The sequence below is a fragment of the Pseudomonas knackmussii B13 genome, assembly GCF_000689415.1.
Lineage (GTDB): Bacteria > Pseudomonadota > Gammaproteobacteria > Pseudomonadales > Pseudomonadaceae > Pseudomonas > Pseudomonas knackmussii.
The window spans coordinates 2654930-2673048 of the sequence record NZ_HG322950.1 but is presented as its reverse complement, the minus strand read 5'-3'; the positions used below and the strand labels follow the sequence as shown (position 1 = coordinate 2673048).

The 18119-nt window shown below is 67.2% G+C and carries 21 protein-coding genes; 8 read left to right on the top strand and 13 right to left on the bottom strand.

Annotated features, from left to right (window positions below):
- Position 1 precedes the first annotated feature (1 nt).
- A complete protein-coding gene (locus tag PKB_RS12690) occupies positions 2-985 on the bottom strand; it encodes an aldo/keto reductase (RefSeq protein ID WP_043252211.1) in 984 nt (327 codons plus the stop codon).
- A 251-nt stretch (positions 986-1236) separates the two neighbouring features.
- Between PKB_RS12690 and PKB_RS30135 the strand changes: the two genes are divergently transcribed.
- Positions 1237-1389, top strand: coding sequence for a hypothetical protein (locus tag PKB_RS30135; RefSeq protein ID WP_167333366.1), 153 nt, complete (start codon positions 1237-1239; stop codon positions 1387-1389).
- Between the two features lie 10 nt (positions 1390-1399).
- The gene (locus tag PKB_RS12685) at positions 1400-2404 is read left to right on the top strand and encodes an aldo/keto reductase (RefSeq protein ID WP_043252209.1); all 1005 of its coding nucleotides are present in this window, start codon (positions 1400-1402) and stop codon (positions 2402-2404) included.
- 10 nt (positions 2405-2414) lie between these two features.
- Here the strand turns inward: PKB_RS12685 and PKB_RS12680 are convergent, their stop codons facing one another.
- Entirely contained in the window at positions 2415-3308 is an 894-nt protein-coding gene (locus PKB_RS12680) for a LysR family transcriptional regulator (RefSeq protein WP_043252207.1), read from the bottom strand.
- 169 nt (positions 3309-3477) lie between these two features.
- On the opposite strand from PKB_RS12680, the gene PKB_RS12675 reads away from it, so the two are divergent.
- The 4 genes from PKB_RS12675 to PKB_RS12660 all read left to right on the top strand — a co-directional run bounded on the left by PKB_RS12675 (position 3478) and on the right by PKB_RS12660 (position 6775).
- Entirely contained in the window at positions 3478-4365 is an 888-nt protein-coding gene (locus tag PKB_RS12675) for a TIGR02285 family protein (RefSeq protein ID WP_043252205.1), read from the top strand.
- 309 nt (positions 4366-4674) lie between these two features.
- Positions 4675-5874, top strand: coding sequence for an MFS transporter (locus tag PKB_RS12670; RefSeq protein WP_043252203.1), 1200 nt, complete (start codon positions 4675-4677; stop codon positions 5872-5874).
- 135 nt (positions 5875-6009) lie between these two features.
- The gene (locus PKB_RS12665; RefSeq protein ID WP_052355267.1) at positions 6010-6573 is read left to right on the top strand and encodes a GNAT family N-acetyltransferase; all 564 of its coding nucleotides are present in this window, start codon (positions 6010-6012) and stop codon (positions 6571-6573) included.
- Between the two features lie 16 nt (positions 6574-6589).
- Positions 6590-6775: a hypothetical protein gene (locus PKB_RS12660; RefSeq protein WP_043252201.1), complete on the top strand. Its 186-nt coding sequence runs from the start codon at positions 6590-6592 to the stop codon at positions 6773-6775.
- Between the two features lie 31 nt (positions 6776-6806).
- On the opposite strand, the gene PKB_RS12655 is transcribed toward PKB_RS12660, so the two are convergent.
- The 3 genes from PKB_RS12655 to PKB_RS12645 form a co-directional block, all read right to left on the bottom strand.
- Positions 6807-7043: a hypothetical protein gene (locus PKB_RS12655; protein WP_043252199.1), complete on the bottom strand. Its 237-nt coding sequence runs from the start codon at positions 7041-7043 to the stop codon at positions 6807-6809.
- Between the two features lie 15 nt (positions 7044-7058).
- Positions 7059-7955, bottom strand: coding sequence for a universal stress protein (locus tag PKB_RS12650; protein ID WP_043252198.1), 897 nt, complete (start codon positions 7953-7955; stop codon positions 7059-7061).
- A gap of 94 nt (positions 7956-8049) precedes the next feature.
- A complete protein-coding gene (locus PKB_RS12645; RefSeq protein WP_043252195.1) occupies positions 8050-8784 on the bottom strand; it encodes a ferredoxin reductase domain-containing protein in 735 nt (244 codons plus the stop codon).
- 205 nt (positions 8785-8989) lie between these two features.
- On the opposite strand from PKB_RS12645, the gene PKB_RS12640 reads away from it, so the two are divergent.
- Both PKB_RS12640 and fnr read left to right on the top strand, forming a co-directional pair.
- A complete protein-coding gene (locus tag PKB_RS12640; protein WP_043252193.1) occupies positions 8990-9547 on the top strand; it encodes an Hsp20/alpha crystallin family protein in 558 nt (185 codons plus the stop codon).
- A gap of 154 nt (positions 9548-9701) precedes the next feature.
- Entirely contained in the window at positions 9702-10448 is a 747-nt protein-coding gene (gene fnr / locus PKB_RS12635; RefSeq protein WP_043252191.1) for a fumarate/nitrate reduction transcriptional regulator Fnr, read from the top strand.
- A gap of 74 nt (positions 10449-10522) precedes the next feature.
- Here fnr and PKB_RS12630 read toward each other — a convergent pair whose 3' ends face one another.
- From PKB_RS12630 to flgH, 8 genes are all read right to left on the bottom strand, one after another.
- The gene (locus PKB_RS12630) at positions 10523-11128 is read right to left on the bottom strand and encodes an eCIS core domain-containing protein (protein ID WP_052355266.1); all 606 of its coding nucleotides are present in this window, start codon (positions 11126-11128) and stop codon (positions 10523-10525) included.
- Positions 11129-11536: 408 nt separating this feature from the next.
- A complete protein-coding gene (locus PKB_RS12625; protein ID WP_043252189.1) occupies positions 11537-11863 on the bottom strand; it encodes a hypothetical protein in 327 nt (108 codons plus the stop codon).
- A gap of 115 nt (positions 11864-11978) precedes the next feature.
- Positions 11979-13019 carry a hypothetical protein gene (locus PKB_RS12620; RefSeq protein ID WP_043252187.1) on the bottom strand — a complete coding sequence of 347 codons (1041 nt, stop codon included), beginning with the start codon at positions 13017-13019 and terminating at the stop codon, positions 11979-11981.
- 12 nt (positions 13020-13031) lie between these two features.
- Positions 13032-13946: a flagellar hook-associated protein FlgL gene (gene flgL, locus PKB_RS12615; RefSeq protein WP_043252186.1), complete on the bottom strand. Its 915-nt coding sequence runs from the start codon at positions 13944-13946 to the stop codon at positions 13032-13034.
- A gap of 23 nt (positions 13947-13969) precedes the next feature.
- On the bottom strand, positions 13970-15334 hold the full coding sequence (flgK, locus tag PKB_RS12610) for a flagellar hook-associated protein FlgK (RefSeq protein WP_043252184.1): 1365 nt from the start codon (positions 15332-15334) through the stop codon (positions 13970-13972).
- A complete protein-coding gene (locus PKB_RS12605; protein ID WP_043252182.1) occupies positions 15331-16326 on the bottom strand; it encodes a lytic transglycosylase domain-containing protein in 996 nt (331 codons plus the stop codon). Before PKB_RS12605 ends, flgK begins: the two co-directional genes overlap by 4 nt.
- Before the next feature lie 9 nt (positions 16327-16335).
- A complete protein-coding gene (locus tag PKB_RS12600; protein ID WP_043252180.1) occupies positions 16336-17439 on the bottom strand; it encodes a flagellar basal body P-ring protein FlgI in 1104 nt (367 codons plus the stop codon).
- A 13-nt stretch (positions 17440-17452) separates the two neighbouring features.
- On the bottom strand, positions 17453-18118 hold the full coding sequence (flgH, locus tag PKB_RS12595) for a flagellar basal body L-ring protein FlgH (protein WP_043257262.1): 666 nt from the start codon (positions 18116-18118) through the stop codon (positions 17453-17455).
- Position 18119 lies beyond the last annotated feature (1 nt).

The following is an 18119-nucleotide window of genomic DNA, read 5'->3' as shown; positions in this document are numbered from 1 at the left end:
GTCAGCGGTCGACGCGTTGCTGCAGGTGCGCCGGGTAGCGTTCGCCGACGACCTGGATCTGCTGCAAGGCAGCTTCGATGGCGGCCAGGTCGACTGCATCGAGGACGATTCGCGCGGCACCGAGGTTCTCTTCCAGGCGATGCAGCTTGGTGGTGCCGGGGATCGGCACTATCCAGGGCTTCTGCGCCAGCAACCAGGCGATGGCGATCTGCGCGCGGGTGGCGCCCTTGCCCTCGGCGATCCGCCCCAGTACGTCCACCAGTGCCGCATTCGCCTTGCGGTTTTCTTCCGAGAAGCGCGGCACCACGTTGCGGAAATCGCTGGCGTCGAAGTGCGTGTTCGCGTCGATGGCGCCGGTGAGGAAGCCCTTGCCCAGCGGACTGAAGGGCACGAAGCCGATGCCCAGCTCCTCCAGTACCGGCAGCACCTCCTTCTCCGGCTCGCACCACCAGAGCGAATACTCGCTCTGCAGCGCCGCCACCGGCTGCACCGCATGGGCGCGGCGGATCGACTGCGCGCCGGCTTCGGACAGGCCGAAGTGCTTCACCTTGCCTTCCTGGATCAGTTCGCGGACGGTGCCGGCGACATCCTCGATGGGCACGTTCGGGTCGATCCGGTGTTGGTAGAACAAGTCAATGCGGTCGGTTTTCAGGCGCTTCAGCGAAGCCTCGGCAACTGCGCGGATGCGCTCCGGGCGGCTGTCCAGGCCCTTGCTGGAATCGCCGTCGAGAAAGCCGAACTTGGTGGCGATCACCACCTGATCGCGCATCGGCGCCAGGGCTTCTCCGAGCAGTTCCTCGTTGGTGAAAGGACCGTAGGCCTCGGCGCTATCGAAGAAGGTCACGCCGCGCTCGAAGGCGGCGCGGATCAGGCCGATCGCCTCGGCCCTGTCGGTCGCCGGGCCGTAGCCGAAGCTCAGGCCCATGCAGCCCAGGCCCAGGGCCGAGACCTCCAGCCCGCCGTTGCCGAGTGTGCGTTTGTCCATGGGAGTTCCTCCTGCCCGGGTTCTGCCGAGGCGATTCAAGGTGGGTTCGAGTGGATTCAACTTTACTGAGCCTGCCCCGCCTTGATTAGCCAGCTGAATCCGCATTCGCTTATGAGCACCGCTCATGACTCATGGGCGGTCACTCATGAACTCGGCTCATAGGTCCAAGCGAAGCCGCGCTCTTAATCGCTGCGCGGCCGCTACGTAGCATGGTCGGCAAGGCAACGGCCCACCCCCACCGGAGACAGCCCATGAGCACTTCCCCCACTCCCGCCCGCCAGGCTTTCGGCGACATCGCCCCGGTCCTGGCCGACTACACCGACCAGGTGCTGTTCGCCATGAGCCAGCCGGACTCGGTGGACATCAACGAGATCCTCTTCCGCCCCACTACCCAGGAATATTGAGGCAACCCCCATGGAATACCGCTATCTGGGCCACAGCGCCCTCAAGGTGTCGCCCCTGTGCCTGGGCGCGATGATGTTCGGCGGCGAGACCGACGAAGCCACGGCCGCGCGCATCATCGCCAAGGCCCATGAGCAGGGCGTCAACTTCATCGACACTGCCGACGTCTACCATGCCGGCCGCTCCGAGGAGATCGTCGGCCGCGCCATCGCCGCGAACCGCGACGACTGGGTGATCGCCAGCAAGTTCGGCTACGCCTTCGGCCAGGGCCCCAACCAGCAGGGCCAGTCGCGCAAGTGGATCTATCAATCGGTGGAGGCCAGCCTCAAGCGCCTGGGCAGCGACTACCTGGACATCGTCTACTTCCACCGCTCGCTGAACGACGCGCCGCTGGAGGAAGGCCTGCGCGCCGTCGGCGAGCTGATCCGCCAGGGCAAGGTGCGCTACTACGGGCTGTCCAACTTCCGTGGCTGGCGCATCGCCGAGGTGGTGCGCCTGGCCGACCAGCTGGGCATCGACCGCCCGGTGGCCAGCGAGCCGCTGTACAACCTGGTGGACCGCACGGCCGAGGTCGAGCAGTTGCCGGCTGCCGGGCACTACGGCATCGGCGTGGTGCCCTACAGCCCACTGGCGCGCGGCGTGCTCACCGGCAAGTACCAGCCTGATGCCGCACCGCCCGCCGACTCCCGCGTCGGCCGTGGCGACAAGCGTATCCAGCAGACCGAATGGCGCCCCGAGTCGCTGCACGTTGCTCAGCGCATCGCCGAGCATGCGGCGGCGCGCGGCACTGCCTCGGCGGCCTTCGCCCTCGCCTGGGTGCTGAACAATCGCCTGGTCAGCTCGGCCATTGCCGGGCCGCGCACCGAGGCGCACTGGGACGGCTACATGGAGGCGCTGCAGGTGAAGCTGGACGCCGCCGACGAAGCCCTGGTCGACAGCCTGGTGCCGCCGGGCCATGCCTCGACACCGGGCTACTCCGACCCGGCCTATCCCATCGAAGGACGTCTGCCGCGCTAAAAGCGAGCCGTCACGGGCGGTAGCGCAGCGCCTCGACCAGCACCGCCAGGGCGCGCGAGGACTGGCGCCGGCTCGGGTAATAGAGGTGGTAGCCGGGGAAGGTCGGGCACCAGTCGTCGAGCACCCGTTCGAGCTGCCCCGCCGCTTCCGCCTCGAGCACCATGTCCTCCGGCAGGTAGGCCAGGCCGAAACCAGCCAGCGCCGCGCGCAGGATGTGCGGGCTGCTGTTGAACACCAGCTGCCCGTCCACCCGCGCCTTCACCTCATGGCCATCGCGCTCGAACTCCCAGGCCATCAGCCCGCCGTAGGTCGGCAGGCGCAGGTTGATGCAGGCGTGCTCGGCCAGTGCCTGCACGGTTTCCGGCCGGCCGTGAGCCTTCAGGTACTCGGGGCTGGCTACCACGGCCATGCGCAGGTCCGGGGCGATGCGCACGGCGATCATGTCCTTGGCCACCTGGTCGCCCAGGCGCACGCCGGCATCGAAGCGCTGCGCGGCGATGTCGGTGAGGCCGTAGTCGATGTTCACTTCCACCTTGATGTCCGGGTACTGCGGCAGCACCTGCACGAGCTTCGGCCAGAGCACCGTGGTCGCGGCATGCTCGGCGGCGGTGATGCGCAGGGTGCCGACCGGCTTGTCGCGGAAGTCGCTGAGCGCCGCCAGCTCCGCCTCGATCTCCTCGAAGCGCGGCGCCAGGGTCAGCAGCAGGCGTTCGCCCGCTTCGGTGGGCGACACGCTGCGCGTGGTGCGGCTGAGCAGGCGCACCCCCAGGCGGCTTTCCAGGGCGCGGATGGTGTGGCTCAGCGCCGACTGCGAGACGCCCAGCTGCGCCGCAGCGCGGGTGAAGCTGCCCTCGCGGGCCACGCTGACGAAAGCCTGCAGGTCATTGAAGTTCTCGCGGGGCATGGTCCGATCCGGCTGCACTGAAGAGGCGCCATCTTGCCATGCACGCCGAGCCGGCGACGATCCCTGCACCGGCCGCACCCTGCCAGGTGCGGCAACGCCATTCATTGTCTAGAGTTTCAGGCGCCGGATACTGAGCCGGCTGACGAACGAAGGACAAGGACAGACCAACGTGCGACACCGCTTCAGCGCCTTTCTGCTGATCGCCGCCCTCACCCAGGCCGCCCAGGCGGCCCCTGCCCCGACGGCCCCCCCAACCGTCCGCTGGCTCATCACCGACTTCCCGCCGCAATTCATCCTCACCGGCCCGAACCAGGGCCAGGGCCTGGCGGAGATCGCCCAGCGGATCGCCGAGCGCCGGCTGACCGCCTACAGGCACATCCAGGAAACGGTGCCGGCGAACTATCCGCGCATCGAGCGCGAGCTGAAGACCCGCGACAACGCCTGCTTCGCCGCCTTCCTCAAGACCCCGGAGCGCGAACGCGCCTTCGCCTTCAGCGGCTCCTATCGGGTGATGCTGCCCATCGAACTGTTCGTGCCGGCCGACCGCGAGCAGCCGCCCACCCGCGACGCCAAGGTGGACTTGCGGGCACTGCTGCAGGACGGCAACTTCCGCCTGGGCGTGATGGGCGGACGCAAGTACGGCCCGGGTATCGATAGCACCCTCGACCAGCACCCGCACGACGCCGCGGTGTACCGCCGCCTGGCCCAGGACCAGCTCGAAGGTCTGCTTAACATGATGGCCACCGAAGGCCGGCAGATCGACGGCGTGCTCGCCTACCCCAACGAGCTGGAGCAACGCCTCGCGCTCTCGGGCAAGACGGCGCCGGCCATGCGCCGCTACGCCATCGCCGGCACGCCGGAATACCTCGAAGGCTACATCGCCTGCTCGCAGAGCCCGCTCGGCCGCCAGGTGGTGCAGGACATCAACCGCCTCCTCGGCGAAATCCGCCCAGCCGTCTCCGCCGCCTATGCCGCGCAACTGCAAGGCGAAGACCGGGAGCGCTACCAGGCACTGGTGAAAAAGGTGTTCGGCGCGGCGGAAACGACACCGCCGTAGGATGGGTTGAGCGAACCCCATGCGGCGAAAGCCTCGCACCGGACTTATCCCGGAACCCGCCCCGCATTCGCCCCGTTGAAGCGCGTTGCCGAAGCCCACGACGACAGCATGGGTTTCGTGCCTCAAGCCATCCTGCGGCCCCTGGCGGAGATTTCCCGCCCATCGCCAAACCGCGCGCCAGACGCATTCACCAGCCCATCGACCGGACGGTTCTGCTATCCTGCGCGTCCTTCTGCTGTCGGCCCGCCTTGCCCGTGCCCCGCAAGACAGCCGCGCCTCGGCGCACCTCATAAGACCAAGGAATCCCTGATGACTACCCGCAAAACCGAACCGCATCGCGGTACGGCGCTGGTGCTATTCGCATTGGCCGTCGGTGGCTTCGCCATCGGCACCACCGAGTTCGCCACCATGAGCCTGTTGCCGTACTTCGCGCCGGCCCTGGGCATCGATGCGCCCACCGCCGGCCATGTGATCAGCGCCTACGCCCTTGGCGTGGTGGTGGGCGCTCCGCTGCTCGCCGTGCTGGGCGCGCGCCTGCCGCGGCGCACCCTGCTGGTGCTGCTGATGGGCCTGTTCGCCCTCGGCAACGGCCTCAGCGCGCTGGCGCCGACCTACCACTGGATGCTGCTGTTCCGCTTCATCAGCGGCCTGCCCCACGGCGCCTACTTCGGCATCGCCGCGCTGGTCGCCGCCTCCGTGGTGCCGCCGCACCGGCGCACCGTGGCGGTCGGGCGGATGTTCCTCGGCCTGACCGTCGCCACCATCGTCGGCGTGCCCCTGGCCAACTGGCTGAGCCAGGCCGTCGGCTGGCGCTGGAGCTTCGCCCTGGTCGCCGCGCTAGGCGTGACCACCATGCTCTGCGTCCGCCTGTTCGCCCCCTACTCGCCCGCCGAGGCCGATGCCAGCCCGCTGCGCGAGCTGGGCGCGCTCAAGCGCGGCCAGGTGTGGCTGACCCTGGGCATCGGCGCCATCGGCTTCGGCGGCCTGTTCGCCGTGTACACCTACCTGGCCGACATCCTCGGCGCCGTCACGCATGTCTCGCCGACCCTGGTGCCGCTGGTGCTGGCGGTGTTCGGCGTCGGCATGACCCTCGGCAACATGTTCATCCCGGTGCTCGCCGACCGCGCCGTGATGCCCACCGCCGGCGGCCTGCTGGTGTGGAGCGCGGTGGTGCTGGCGATCTTCCCGTTCACCGCCGGGAACATCTGGACCGTCTCGATCTGCGTGTTCTTCGTCGGCTTCGGCGGCGCGCTGGGTACCGTGCTGCAAACGCGCCTGATGGACGTTGCCGAAGACGCCCAGGGCCTGGCCGCGGCGCTGAACCACTCGGCCTTCAACTTCGCCAACGCACTCGGCCCCTTCCTCGGCGGCCTGGCCCTGGCCGCCGGCTACGGCTGGGGCCCCCCCCGCTGGGTCGGCAGCCTGCTGGCCATCGGCGGCTTCGTGCTCTGGTCGATCTCCGTGGCCACCAGCCGCCCGGCGAAGAGCGCCCTGCAGGGCGACTGCTGACCCCTCGGCGCCGTTCGGCTGCGAACGGCGCTGACCTCCTCGGCTTTTGATCCGGATCAATCCGCGATTCAACGCCCGGCGTAGAAGTGATCCGGCGGTACTCGCCTACACATCCGCCGATGCCAGGAGGTTTCCATGCCCGCTTCCCCCGCAACCCTGCCCGCCCAAGATCCCAGCGGCGAACACTGGGTCGAATCCCTCACCGACGGCACGCACGTGCTGATCCGCCCGTTGCGCGCGGAAGACCGCCAGCGCGAAGCCGACTTCATCGCCCGGCTGTCGCCGGAGGCCCGGCACTTCCGCTTCCTCTGCAGCATGCGCGAGGTGAGCCCGGCCCTGCTCGACCAGCTGATGGCGGTGGACTTCCACGACAGCGTTGCCTACGTCGCCCTGGTCCATCAGGACGGCGAGCTCATCGAGGTCGGCATCAGCCGCTACTCGGTGGGCCAGGACAAGCAGCAGTGCGAATGCGCAGTCACAGTCGCGGACGACTGGCGCGAGCGCGGCCTGGCCGTCGCGCTGATGCGCCACCTGATCGACTGCGCACGACGCAATGGATTGCAGCAGATGTTTTCAGTGGACTCGGCGGCCAACACGGCCATGCATGACCTGGCGCGTTTCCTCGGCTTCAGCAGCCACCAGGACCCCGAAGACGCCACCCAACTGATCCATACCCTGAAGTTGCAAGCGGCGTCCTGAGCCGCGGGAGGTTTCCATGCGCATCCAGTTGCTCACCATCGACGGCCACTGCTACGTGCAACTGGACGAATGGCGAGTACCCTTCCATGACGAGCGCCAGGCCCGCGACTACCTGGCCCGGCTGGAACAGCGCATCGCCGCGCCGCATGTCCTGCCTGCAAGCGCGTCGCACCTCTCGCCGAAGCTGCGCCGACCCGCCTGAAACTCCCGATTGAACGCGAAGCGCCGACGGCCTAGGGCCGCGGCGCTTCGCGCGTCGTACCGTCCTGTTGCACCCAGAGGGTGCGCAAATCGCAGATGATCTTCGAGGGAGACGCCGGGGAAACCAGGCACAGCCGGTTCTCCCAGCGATCCCAGAGGAACACGTACTGTGAATCGCCGCCGGCCGGCGTATAGCGATACTCCATCCAGGCCACACAGGCGGCGGCCCAGAAAGAGAACAGCAGACTGAGAAAGGCGACCACCTTCATGCCGGAGCCCCCTCCTCAGGGGCGAATCGCCAGGATGCTCGACTTAACCTTGTATAGCGCCTGTTCCGTCGTACTGCCGATAATCTTCGCCAGCCCGGCGTGGTACAGGGTGCCCATCACCACCACGTCCATGTGCTGTTCGGCGGCGAACTCGGCGATCACCTTGGTCGCCTGACCTTTCACCACGTGCTGGAAATTCAGTGGCACGCCAAAACGCTCGCCCAGGCGAATCATGCGCTGGTGCGCGCGACCGGTGATTTCCTCCTGCACTTCGGCATTCCACGACACCGGGCCGGCGGCATACGCGAGGAAGCTTGGCGACAAGTCGTAGGCTTCGAGCAGGTGCAGTTCGGCATCGCACTGTTCGGCGAGTTGCTGCGCCGCCTCGACGATACGATCGTTCAGGGTGTCGACCTGCGGATCGTCCTGGGACAGGTCCAGCGTCGCCACCACTCGCCGCGGCAGCGGGTGCTCAGCCAGGCTGACCAGATGCAGCGGCGCCGGGCAGACGCGCAGCAATTGCCAGTCCAGCGGCGCCATCAGCGCGCGGCTCAGCGCCGGTTCGTACTGACTGTCCTTGATCAGCAGGTCGATGGAGCGCTCATTCACCAGCTGCAACACCTCCTGCAGCGGCTCTTCGCTCCAGATGGCCTCGGCGCTGGCCTCGATGCCATGGCCGCGCATGAGTTCGACCTGATTGCGCAGCCAGATCTGCTGGCGCTCCAGGGCCTCCTCGCGAGCGCGGATCTGCAGGCTGTTGTCGAGAATGCGCAGCCCGACCGGCAGGCTGCCGAGCGCCACCATGTGCAAGGTGGCGCCGCTGGAGCCGGCCAGCGCCTGGGCGCGGGCCATGGCGGGGGAATAGTGCAGGACCGGGTCGCAGATCAGAAGCAGACGCTGATAGGTACTCATGATGACCTCCGCATGGGTGGCACCCCGCTAGGGGCATGCTCGTTGGATCTTGCTCAAGCCTGGGCCGATCGCCCGGCTGTCGATTTGATGTGCATCAAGTCCGACCCCGTCCCGCCGGTGGATAGCGATCCAGGCGGAAGACCGGGCCCTCCTCCGCCGGCGGACCGTCGATCCGCGGCAGGATGTCGGCGCGCAACCAGATATTTCTCTGGGCCACTCCGTGGCGTAGGCAAAGTTCGGCGCAGGCGAGGCTGAAGCGCTGCGAACCGCTACAGAACACCAGGTCCGGCGGCTGCGCGCGGAGCTGCTCTTCGAGTCGGTCGAGCAGGTCGCCGCAGTACCAGTCCGGATTGGCCGACGGCGCCAGTCCCAGCGAGCGCAGCCAACCACGACATTCCTGCGGCAGGCGCTCGAAGCACTGCGGTTCGCAGAGCAGGCGCAGCTGTACCCAGGGCATCCAGCAGCCGAGTTCGTCGACCAATGCGGCCAGGCTCAGCAGACCATTGTCGGTCACCAGCAACAGCAGGTGGCTGGCGTGCAACGGCAATGGCCAGCCGCAGCCCAGTGGGCCACGGTAGTCAAGCCGCTCGCCCACCGCGACGGCAGTGCGCGCGCCGTCCACAGCGACCATGAAGCAGCCGTCGTGGTCGGGCAGGCTCACATAGCTGCAGGCCTGCGGCGCCAGCCCCGGTCCGGAGAGGCGGCAATACTGGCCGGGAGCCACTGGCTCGAAGTCGGCATCCTCCAGGCACAGGCGCAGGCAATGCACGTCCTGGCCCAACGCGATCCGCTGCATCACCCGCACGTGCCCTTCGCTTACCGTCTGCATGACACTCCTCCTCGACCATCCAGGCCGCTGTTTCTTCAGGCTACGGAGGACAACCGCGGGCGACTTGATTGCCATCAACATTCCGCCGTCGAACGGTAGCGCCGATGGGCTTCGAAATTTGATCATGATCAAGATCGGCACCCGAACGGCTTTGCAGAATCGACTCGACCCTCAACCGGGCAAGCCTCAAGCGGAGGAAGCCGTCATGTCCAACATCGCGAAGAAAGTCCCCGTTACCCCCGTCCCCAGCCAGAGCAGCAAAGCGCCGGTGCCCAGCAGCGGCCCGTCCGATTTCTGGCATCCCTTCGACAACCTGCGCCGGCAGATCGATAGCCTCTTCGACGACTTCGGTCGGGCACCGCTGCGCCTGCCTTTCGGCCACAGCGCCTTCGATGTCGAGCCGTTCTGGCATCGCGAGCCGTTTCGCCACATGCCGGCCATGGACCTCAGCGAGCACGCCGAGGAATACCAGCTCAGTGCTGAGCTGCCGGGCATGGACGAGAAGGACATCGAGATCAAGCTGAGCAACGGCAACCTGGTGATCAAGGGCGAGAAAAAGGAAGAGAAGGAAGAAAAGCGCAAGGACTACTTCCTCTCCGAGCGCCGCTATGGCTCCTTCGAGCGCGCCTTCCGCCTGCCCAAGGAAGTCGATGCCGACAAGATCAACGCCCAGTTCGCCAAGGGTGTGCTGCAAGTGCACTTGCCCAAGCGCCCCGAAGCCGTTCATCCGGAAAAGGTGATTCCGGTCAAACCGGCTGACTGAGCCAGACCGACCGCGCGCGCCCTGGGACGGCGGCGCGCGCGGCCATTGCGCCGACACTGGCGCCGGGCGCCGTTCTGCTTTCCATCACCCCACAATGCATAGGGGCACGGGCTGACTATATTTAATTCGCCTATGTCATCTTTGCGGGTGTGTAATGCCTGAAGAGCGCCCCCCCCCTCGTCTCCAGGTCAGTTGCCAGGCCTGTTCACTGAGCCGTCTCTGCTTGCCGGCGAGCCTCAGCAACAGCGAAGTCGAAGAGCTCGACCACATCGTTCGGCGCAATCGTCCGCTGCACAAGGGCGAGTATCTGTTCCGCGCCGACGACCTCATGCAGCACGTCTACGCGGTGCGCTCCGGCGCCATCAAGACCTACCTGCTGGATGCGAATGGCGAAGAACAGGTGACCGGCTTCATCCTCCCCGGCGAGATGCTCGGCCTCGACGCCATCGGCGCCGAGCGATTCCGCGGCTACGCCACGGCCCTGGAGACCTCGCTGGTCTGCGCCATCGGCCTCGATCAGCTGGAAGAGCTTTCCGGACGCATCCCCGGCCTGCGCCACCAGTTGCTGCACATTCTCAGCCAGGGCATCCACGTTGAGCACGAACACATCCGCCATAGCCGAGAACGGGCCGAACAGCGCCTGGCCACCTTCCTCCTCGGGCTGTCGACCCGCTATCACCAGCGTGGCCTGTCACCGGATGCCTTCATCCTGCCGATGACCCGCGCGGAAATCGGCAACTACCTCGACCTCACCGTGGAAACCGTCAGCCGGCTGTTCACCCGCTACGCCCAGGCTGGGCTGATCGAGTGCCATGGCCGCGAAGTGCGCCTGCTCGACCGTGGCGGCCTGTGCCGGATGGGCGGGCAGCACGAAACCCGCAACCCGACGCAGAGCACCTGAAACTCCGAACCAGAGGCCGAACGGCGCTGCGCGAGTAGATCAAGCGGACCTTCCAGTTGCTCTGAGCGGCGAGGTCAGTTGCTGCGCGATGCGGTATGCAGGCCCTTTTCGACCTGGTTCTGGATGGCGTAGGCCGGATCTTCAAGGGTGTGGTAGTTGCGCACGTACTGCTGGGCAAAGCCGTTCACGCCCAGCTCGCGGTATTGCTGCACGTGCTTGAGTTCGTGGGCCCAGAGCGCCAGGTCGCTTAGCGCGTCGTCACGATTGCGGAACACGATCACGTCCACCAGGGTCACGGCGACCACGTCCTGGTTCTGCAGCATGGCGCTGGCGGCATCGACGTCGTCGCCCTGGCCGACGCGGTAGCGCACGCTTTGCAGCAAATCGTCCGGATACCAGGCCTGCAACTTCACGCGCAGATCCAGCGGAATGGGCTCGGCGCCGGCGGCCAGCGCCTGCTCGCGCGACTGGTTAAGCCACAGCGCCAGGGCGGGCGCGGCGACTTGCCGGGCGCTCTCCTGCAGGCCGCCCAGCGTGCCATCGGGATCGGACACGCAGATGCATTCGCCCATGCAGATTTCCGCCTGGCCGGCCGGGCAGGCATAGAGAGATGCGCTGAGACTGAGGCAGGCCGCTGCAACGAAGGAAAGCAACGGGCGTGAGGCAAGAGGGATCGACAAGCGGGGCTCCGGGATCAGGCAGGCGGGCGAGTATACCCGCGCTACCTCAGACAACTGCCGGAGCCGATTTGCTCACTGGGCGGGAACGGGCGGACGGTGTTTTCCGGCGAACTGCAGAGTGCGCGACCGCCAAGGCCCCTCTCTGCGCGACCCGCCCTGGAGGGCGAGGGCGCTATAGGGTGCACGCGGGGCGTTCGGCATCCTCCTGCAGGAGCGGATCTCATCCGCGACAAACCCCGCACCGAAGCTCCCTGCAGGAGCGCGCCATGCGCGCGAATCGCGGCCATGGGCCGCTCCTACAGGGGAAATACCGTGCCGTGCGGTTCGTGAGCAAGAACTAGGCGTCCCCCTCGCTGCTGCGGAAAGCGCGGGAGCGCGAGAATCGGCGGAAACGGCTTGCCGTGGCAGCTATTCGTCACCCGGATGGTCGGCCAGGCCTTCCAGCTCGGCGCGGGCCACGGCGCGGTCGTCGAGCTTGCGACGGGCCGCTTCGGGGAGGTCGGTGTAGCGGATCACGCCGCGCTCGACCAGGACGTTGACCACGTCTTCCAGCACCCGCACCAGGTCCAGGTCGGAATGACGCAGCAGGTCCAGGCGGCTACGCACCTCGGTGCGGGCCTCCAGCCAATCCTTGAGTTCGTCGCTCTGGTAGGCCAGCGTGTCGTTCATGCCCTCGAACGGCTGGCTCTCCACCCTCAACAGTTTTCCATGTCCATCACGTTGTACGTAAACCATGCGGATCGCCTTCACCGTCTGTGCCTGAGGTACACGCGGGGCCTGTCCCTTGCCTCCGCCGCATGCTCGGACCGTCGAACGGTCCATTGGTTCGACGGAGCTTAACAAGGTCGACTCAAGAAAGCAGGCTGACCACCGTGAATCGGCTCAAGTTCGCTTGCGCGACCACTGTCTGGGTCACCGCGGCGTAGCTCGAACCGCTCTGGCGGACCAGGTCGAAAACCGTGCCGGCGTAGTCCTGCGCCCATTGCTGCTCGTCGCTGCCGGCCTGGCGCGCGAGGAATTCGCGAATTTCGTTCTGCCGCTGGCGCAGCTGGTCGCGCAGGGTACCGATACGGTCCAGCGCATCGATCACCTGGTCGAGCATCTGCCGCAGCTCGCGCTGGCCACTGCCGGCCAGGCTTTGCGGCAGCTGCAGCAGGCGCTCCTCGCGGGTCTGCGCGCGGCTGCTGCGGTCCTTGGCGAAGCGCTTGCCCTCGCCTTTCACGTTCAGCTCGCCGCCGTTGCGCTGCCACTCGGTCTCGGCCATGGAGAACGTCAGCTTGCCGTCCGCGCCGACTTCCGCGCGAATGCCCGAGGACGCCAGGCCCAGGTTGAAGCTGCGCAGGACCTGCTGGTCGCTCATGGCATCGTCGAGCACCACCACGCCCGGCTCGGTCTGGCTGCGTCCGGCGCTGAACAGCAGGCTCTCGCGGCCGCCGCTGCGGGCCTGGTCGAGGGTTTCCAGGCCGTCGATGGAGAAGCGCGTGCGCGCCGGCTCGTGCAGGCGCAGTTCGAGGTTGGCGTCGAGCCCGCCGGCACTGCGCTCGCTGCGCTGGTCGAGCAGGTCGGCCGCCTGCTTGAGCGGCTCGTCCAGTGGCTTGCGGCTGCTGCCCTGGCTGGACGCCAGTTCGCGGCCGAGGCTGAGCTTGAGCTGGCTGAGACGGTCGGACAGCTCGCCCAGGTAGCCTTCGGCGCTCTGCATGGCGCTCAGCTGCTGGTTGAGCTGGATGCTGAAGCCAGCGGCCTTGCCCGGCCCGCGCTCGACCTGCACGGCATCGCCGGCGCCAGCGCTCTTGCGCTGGCGTACGCCGCCACGGCCGGACAGCGGCACCGGCGTGCGGCGCTCGTTGCCCTCGATGGCGGCGACCGCCGGAAACGGATTCTCGACCTTCATCGCCCGGGGACCTTAGAGGATGCTGAACAGCGACAGCCCGTTGACCGTCACGTAGGTCTTCTGGGTCGCCTGCAGCGCCAGCTTGTAGTTGTTCAGGTCGATGCTCGCCTTGCCGTAGTCCAGCGCCGAGAGGTCGCCCTCGATCTTCTGGTTGACCAGCGACACGTCCTGGTTGCTGTTGTCCAGCAGGGTCAGGGTGTTCTGCCGGCCGCCCAGGTCGGTGATGGTCGAGAGCACCTTGCCCTGGCTGTCGTCCAGCAGGTTCATGGTGTCCTTGATGCTCTGCAGGACGGTCGGGTCGGTGGTGTCCAGCGCCGGGTCCTGCAGCTTGGCGACCAGGCCGTGGAGGCTGTTGAGGAAGTCCATGCTGCCGCCGAAGATCGGCTGCACCGCGACGTTCTCGTCGACCAGCACGCCGTTGGCCACGGCGGCCTGGCGGGTCTTGGCGTTGCCGGTGGCCGAGTAGGTGCCGGTCGCCGAGTCGAAGGTCACCGCCGGCTTGTCGGTCAGGGTGCCGGAGAACAGGTAGCGGCCCTCCTCGTCCTGCACGTTGAGGTAGCTCACCAGGGTGGTTTCCAGGGTCGACAGCTGCCCGGCCATGGCGCTCAGCTCTTCCTTGCCGTTGGAGCCGTTGGAGGCCCACAGCAGCAGGTCGCGCACGTCGAGCATGGTGTCGGAGGTCGACTGCAGGTTGGTTTCCTGGATCGACAGGCTGCCGGACAGGCTGGAGATGTTGCTGCCGTACTGGGTCAGGCTGGCCTCGGCGCGCTGCACGCGCAGGATGCTCACCGAAGCGATGGGGTCGTCCGAGGGGTGCAACAGGCGATTGCTGCTCGACATCTGCTGCATCAGCTGCGACAGCTTGTCGTTGTTGCGGGTCATCGAGTCCAGCAGGATCGAGGTGGTCTGCGAATTGGTGATGCGCATCGGGCGTTTTCCGGTCAGGCCGCTCAGAAGGCGGCGAGCATGCTGTCGAACAGGTCCTTGGCGGTGCTGATGACCTTCATGTTGGCCTGGTAGGCCTGCTGGTAGGTCATCAGGTTCACCGCTTCCTCGTCCAGGTTCACCGCGCTGACGCTGTCGCGCTGGGCCTGCGCCTGGGTGGTCACGGACTTGGCGGTATCCAGGTCGCCCTGGTTCTGCCGGCTCGCGCTGGCGACCTCGCCGATCATTCCGGCGTAGGCGTCGTTCAGCGACACGGCGTTGCCGTCGAGGGTGATCGACTGGTTCTTCAGGTCGATCAGCTTGAGCAGGTTGCCGTTGTTGCCCGCCTCGCCGACGCTGTCCGACAGCGCCAGCTGGCGTGCGGTGAGGCCGGTCAGGGTCAGCATCTTGGTGCTGCCGGCGTTGTACTGCAGCAGCGGCTGACCGGCGTTGCCGTCCAGGTCGAAGCCACCGGCGAGGGTGTTGTTCACCAGGTCGGCAACCTGCGAGGCCATCTGCCCGAGGCGGTCCTGGTTCGGCCGCAGGGTCTGGTATTCGGTGTCGTACAGCGCGCCCATGCCGCCGCCCAGGCCCTGCTGGTCGATGGAGAACTGGGTGCCGGCGAAGGACAGGCTGACATCCTGCTCCCCCGTTGAGGTCAGGCTGACCTTCAGTTGCGCGGCGGAAGCACCGGCCACCAGCGGCTGGCCGTTGGCCAGGGACACCGAGATCGAACCGTCGTCGGCAGTCGCGGTGCGGATGCCGCTGTACTGGCTGAGCTGGGTGATCAGTGCATCGCGCTGGTCCTGCAGCGCCGAGGGATCGGCGGCGGCGGACTTGGCCGCGACTATCTTCTTGTTCAGCAGGGCGATGTTGGAGGTCAGCCCGTTGATCTCGCCGACCATGCTGCTGCGCTGCTCCTGCAGCGACTTGAGCTGGGTGTCGATGTTGCCGGAGAGCGTATTGAAGCGCTGCGCCAGGTTGCCGGCCTCGGTGATGATCTGCTTGCGCAGGGCATCGGAATCGGGCGTGCCGGTGGCCTCGCTCAGGGCGGTGAAGAAGTTGTCCAGGCCGACGTTGATGCTGGCGCCGTCGCTGGACATCAGGTCTTCCAGCGCACCCAGGTACTGCTGCGAGTCGCTGTAGTAATTCTGCGCGGTGGTCGCGCGCCACAGTTGCTGGTTGTGGAAGTCGTCGGACATGCGGCGGATGCTGCTCACCGTGACGCCGCCACCGGGGTTCGACATGCCCTGCCCGCCCAGCGAGCTCATCACCGTGGACAGCCGGCTGAAACCGGGGGTGTTGACGTTGGAGGTGTTCTGCCCGGTGACCGACAGGGCGATCTCCGAGGCGCGCACGCCGCTGTAGGCGATCTGCGTCAAATTGCTCACGACTGCTTCCCTTTCGGCTGAAGGCGGATCGGTTGGGCGAAGGCGGCGGACAGCGCCTGATGCTGTGCGCCCTGTTGCTGATAGGCGACGGGATCGGCCTGCGGCTTAAGCGGCGCTGCCGGCGCACTTTCATTGCTGCGCGCCGGAGCCGTAGAGGCATGACCACGGCGGGCCAGGTCGTCGAGGATGCCGCGGGTGTAGTTGCGGGTCTCGTCGAAGGGAATGCGCTGTACCCAGGTGTCGATATCGACTTCGCCGTTGCGCGGGTCGCCATTGGTCTTCAGCCACTCGTCGACCCGCGCCGGACCGGCGTTGTAGGCAGCCAGTGCAAGTGCGCGCTGGCCGTCGTAGCGCCGCAGCATCTCGTCCAGGTAGGCGCTGCCGAGCTGGCGGTTGTACGCGCCGTCCTGGGTCAGGCGCTGCTCGTCGAAATCCATGCCGAGCTTGGCCGCCATGTCCTTCGCGGTGTCCGGCATCAGCTGCATCAGGCCGCGCGCTCCGCGCGAGGACACGGCGGCGACGTCGCCGGACGACTCGTGGGAAATCAGGCTCTCGACCAGGTCGGAAAATGCCGCGCTGCCGCGCTGCCAAAGGCGCCCGACGCTCTGCACACTGCGCTGCCAATCGGCTGCTACCGCCTGCTGCAGGCTGCGCGGCAGGCCCAGGCGGTCGCCGCCGGCCAGCGCCTCGCCCTGCCCTTGCGCGTCATGCCCGGAGAGCTGGCGCACCAGCATGTCGGCGATGCCGGTCTGCTTCTTCTGCGCCAGGTCGTCGGCCATCACGCCGTCGTAGAAATCGCGCATGGTGTCCAGGTCGCGGCTGCGCAGCATGCTGCCGGCGGAAAGCACGTCGCTGGCCTTGCGCATCTGCTTGAGGATCTGCTGCAGGAACAGCGCCTCGAACTGCTCGGCCGCTGCCTGCAGGCGCGCCTGCGGGTTGGCCTGCTGGCCACGGGCGACGTTCAGCGCGGTGGGAAGGGAAACGATGCTCATGGCCCGGCCTTAGATGACGATCAGTTCGGCGTTCAGCGCGCCGGCCTTCTCCAGCGCCTGGAGGATGCTCATGACGTCGTCCGGCGTGGCGCCAAGGCTGTTCACGGTGTCGATGATGCTTTGCAGGTTGGTGCCTTCCGGCCAGCGGAACATCGGCTTCTTGTCCTGACTGACGTTGACGCTGGACTGCGGCGTGACGGTGGTCTGGCCGTTGGAGAACGGCGCCGGCTGGCTGACCTGCGGGTTCTCGCTGATGGTCACGGTGAGGCTGCCGTGGGACACGGCGGCGGCCTTCACGCGCACGCCCTGGCCGATGACCACGGTGCCGGTGCGGCTGTTGAAGACGACCTTCGGCCGCTCGCGGCCTTCCTTCACCTCGACGCCTTCGAGCAAGGCCATGAAGCTGGTGCGCTGGTTCGGCGAGAGCGGCGCGCGCACGCTGACCTTGGTGCCGTCGAGCGCCTGGGCGCTGCCGGCGCCGAGCATGCCGTCCAGCGCGGTGACGATGTTGGTGGCGGTCTGGAAGCTCGGCTGGCGCAGGTTGAGCATGATGTCCGGGCGCGTGGTGAAGTCGCTGGGGATCATCCGTTCGATGGTCGCGCCATTGGGGATGCGGCCGCCGTTGGCGGTGTTGATCGCCACGCTGGAGCCGCTCTGGCCGCTGGCGTTGAGGCCGCCGACGGCCACCGCGCCCTGGGCCAGGGCATAGGTTTCGCCGTCGATGCCACGCAGCGGCGTGAGCAGCAGCTGGCCGCCGCGCAGACTCTTGGCATCGCCCAGCGAGGAAACGGTGACGTCCACCGTCTGGCCGGGGCTGTAGGACGGCGGCACCTCGGCGGTGATGCTCACTGCCGCCACGTTCTTCAGCTTGGGATCGACGTTGGCCGGCAGGTTCACGCCGAACTGCTTGATCATGTTCACCACCGACTGGCTGGTGAACTTCACCTGGTTCTTGTCGCCAGTGCCGTCGAGGCCCACCACCAGCCCGTAGCCGATCAGCTGGTTGCCGCGCACGCCCTCGATGTCGACCAGGTCCAGCAGCGGCACCGCGCGGCTCGCCAGCGGCCATAGGAGCAAGGCCGCGGGAAGGAAAAGCTTGAGCGTCAGGCGCATGACCGGTCTCGTCTCACAGGGGGAAGATGGGGTGGGTGAAGAAGCGCGTCAGCCAGCCGGCCGAGTTACTGTCGTTGAGCACGCCGCGCCCGGCGTAGGAGATGTTGGCGTTGGCGACGTTCAGCGAGGACACCTGGTTGTTGCGGTTGATGTCCTCGACCCGGACCATCCCGGTCAGGCGGATGAACTCCGAGCCCTGGTTCAGGCGCAGGTTCTTCTCGCCGCGGATCAGCAGGGTGCCGTTGGGCAGCACCTGGTGCACGGTCACCGCGATGGAGCCGCGCAGGGAGTTCTGCTGCTCGCTCTTGGCGTCGCCCTTGAAGTCGCGCTTGCCGCTGGCCGAGCTTTCCAGGCGGTCGTAGTCGTGGCCGAGGATCTTCGGCACGCCAATGCCCAGGCTCGAGCTCTTGTCGAAGCTGGTGCCGGCGCTCTTGCTCGACTGGGTCTGCTCTTCCAGCACCACCGTGAGCACGTCGCCCACGCGCAGGGCGCGCTGGTCCTGCACCAGGCCGCCGTAGAAGCCGGTACGGTACAACCCGCCGGCGGTGGTCGGCGGCATGCTGTAGTCGAACTTCGGCGGCTGGTAGGCGCTGGAATCCTCTTCCGGAAGCATCTCGTTGAAGCTCGCGCAGCCGCCCAGCAGGAGCAGCGCGGCAAGCAGCATCGGCAGGCGGCTCATG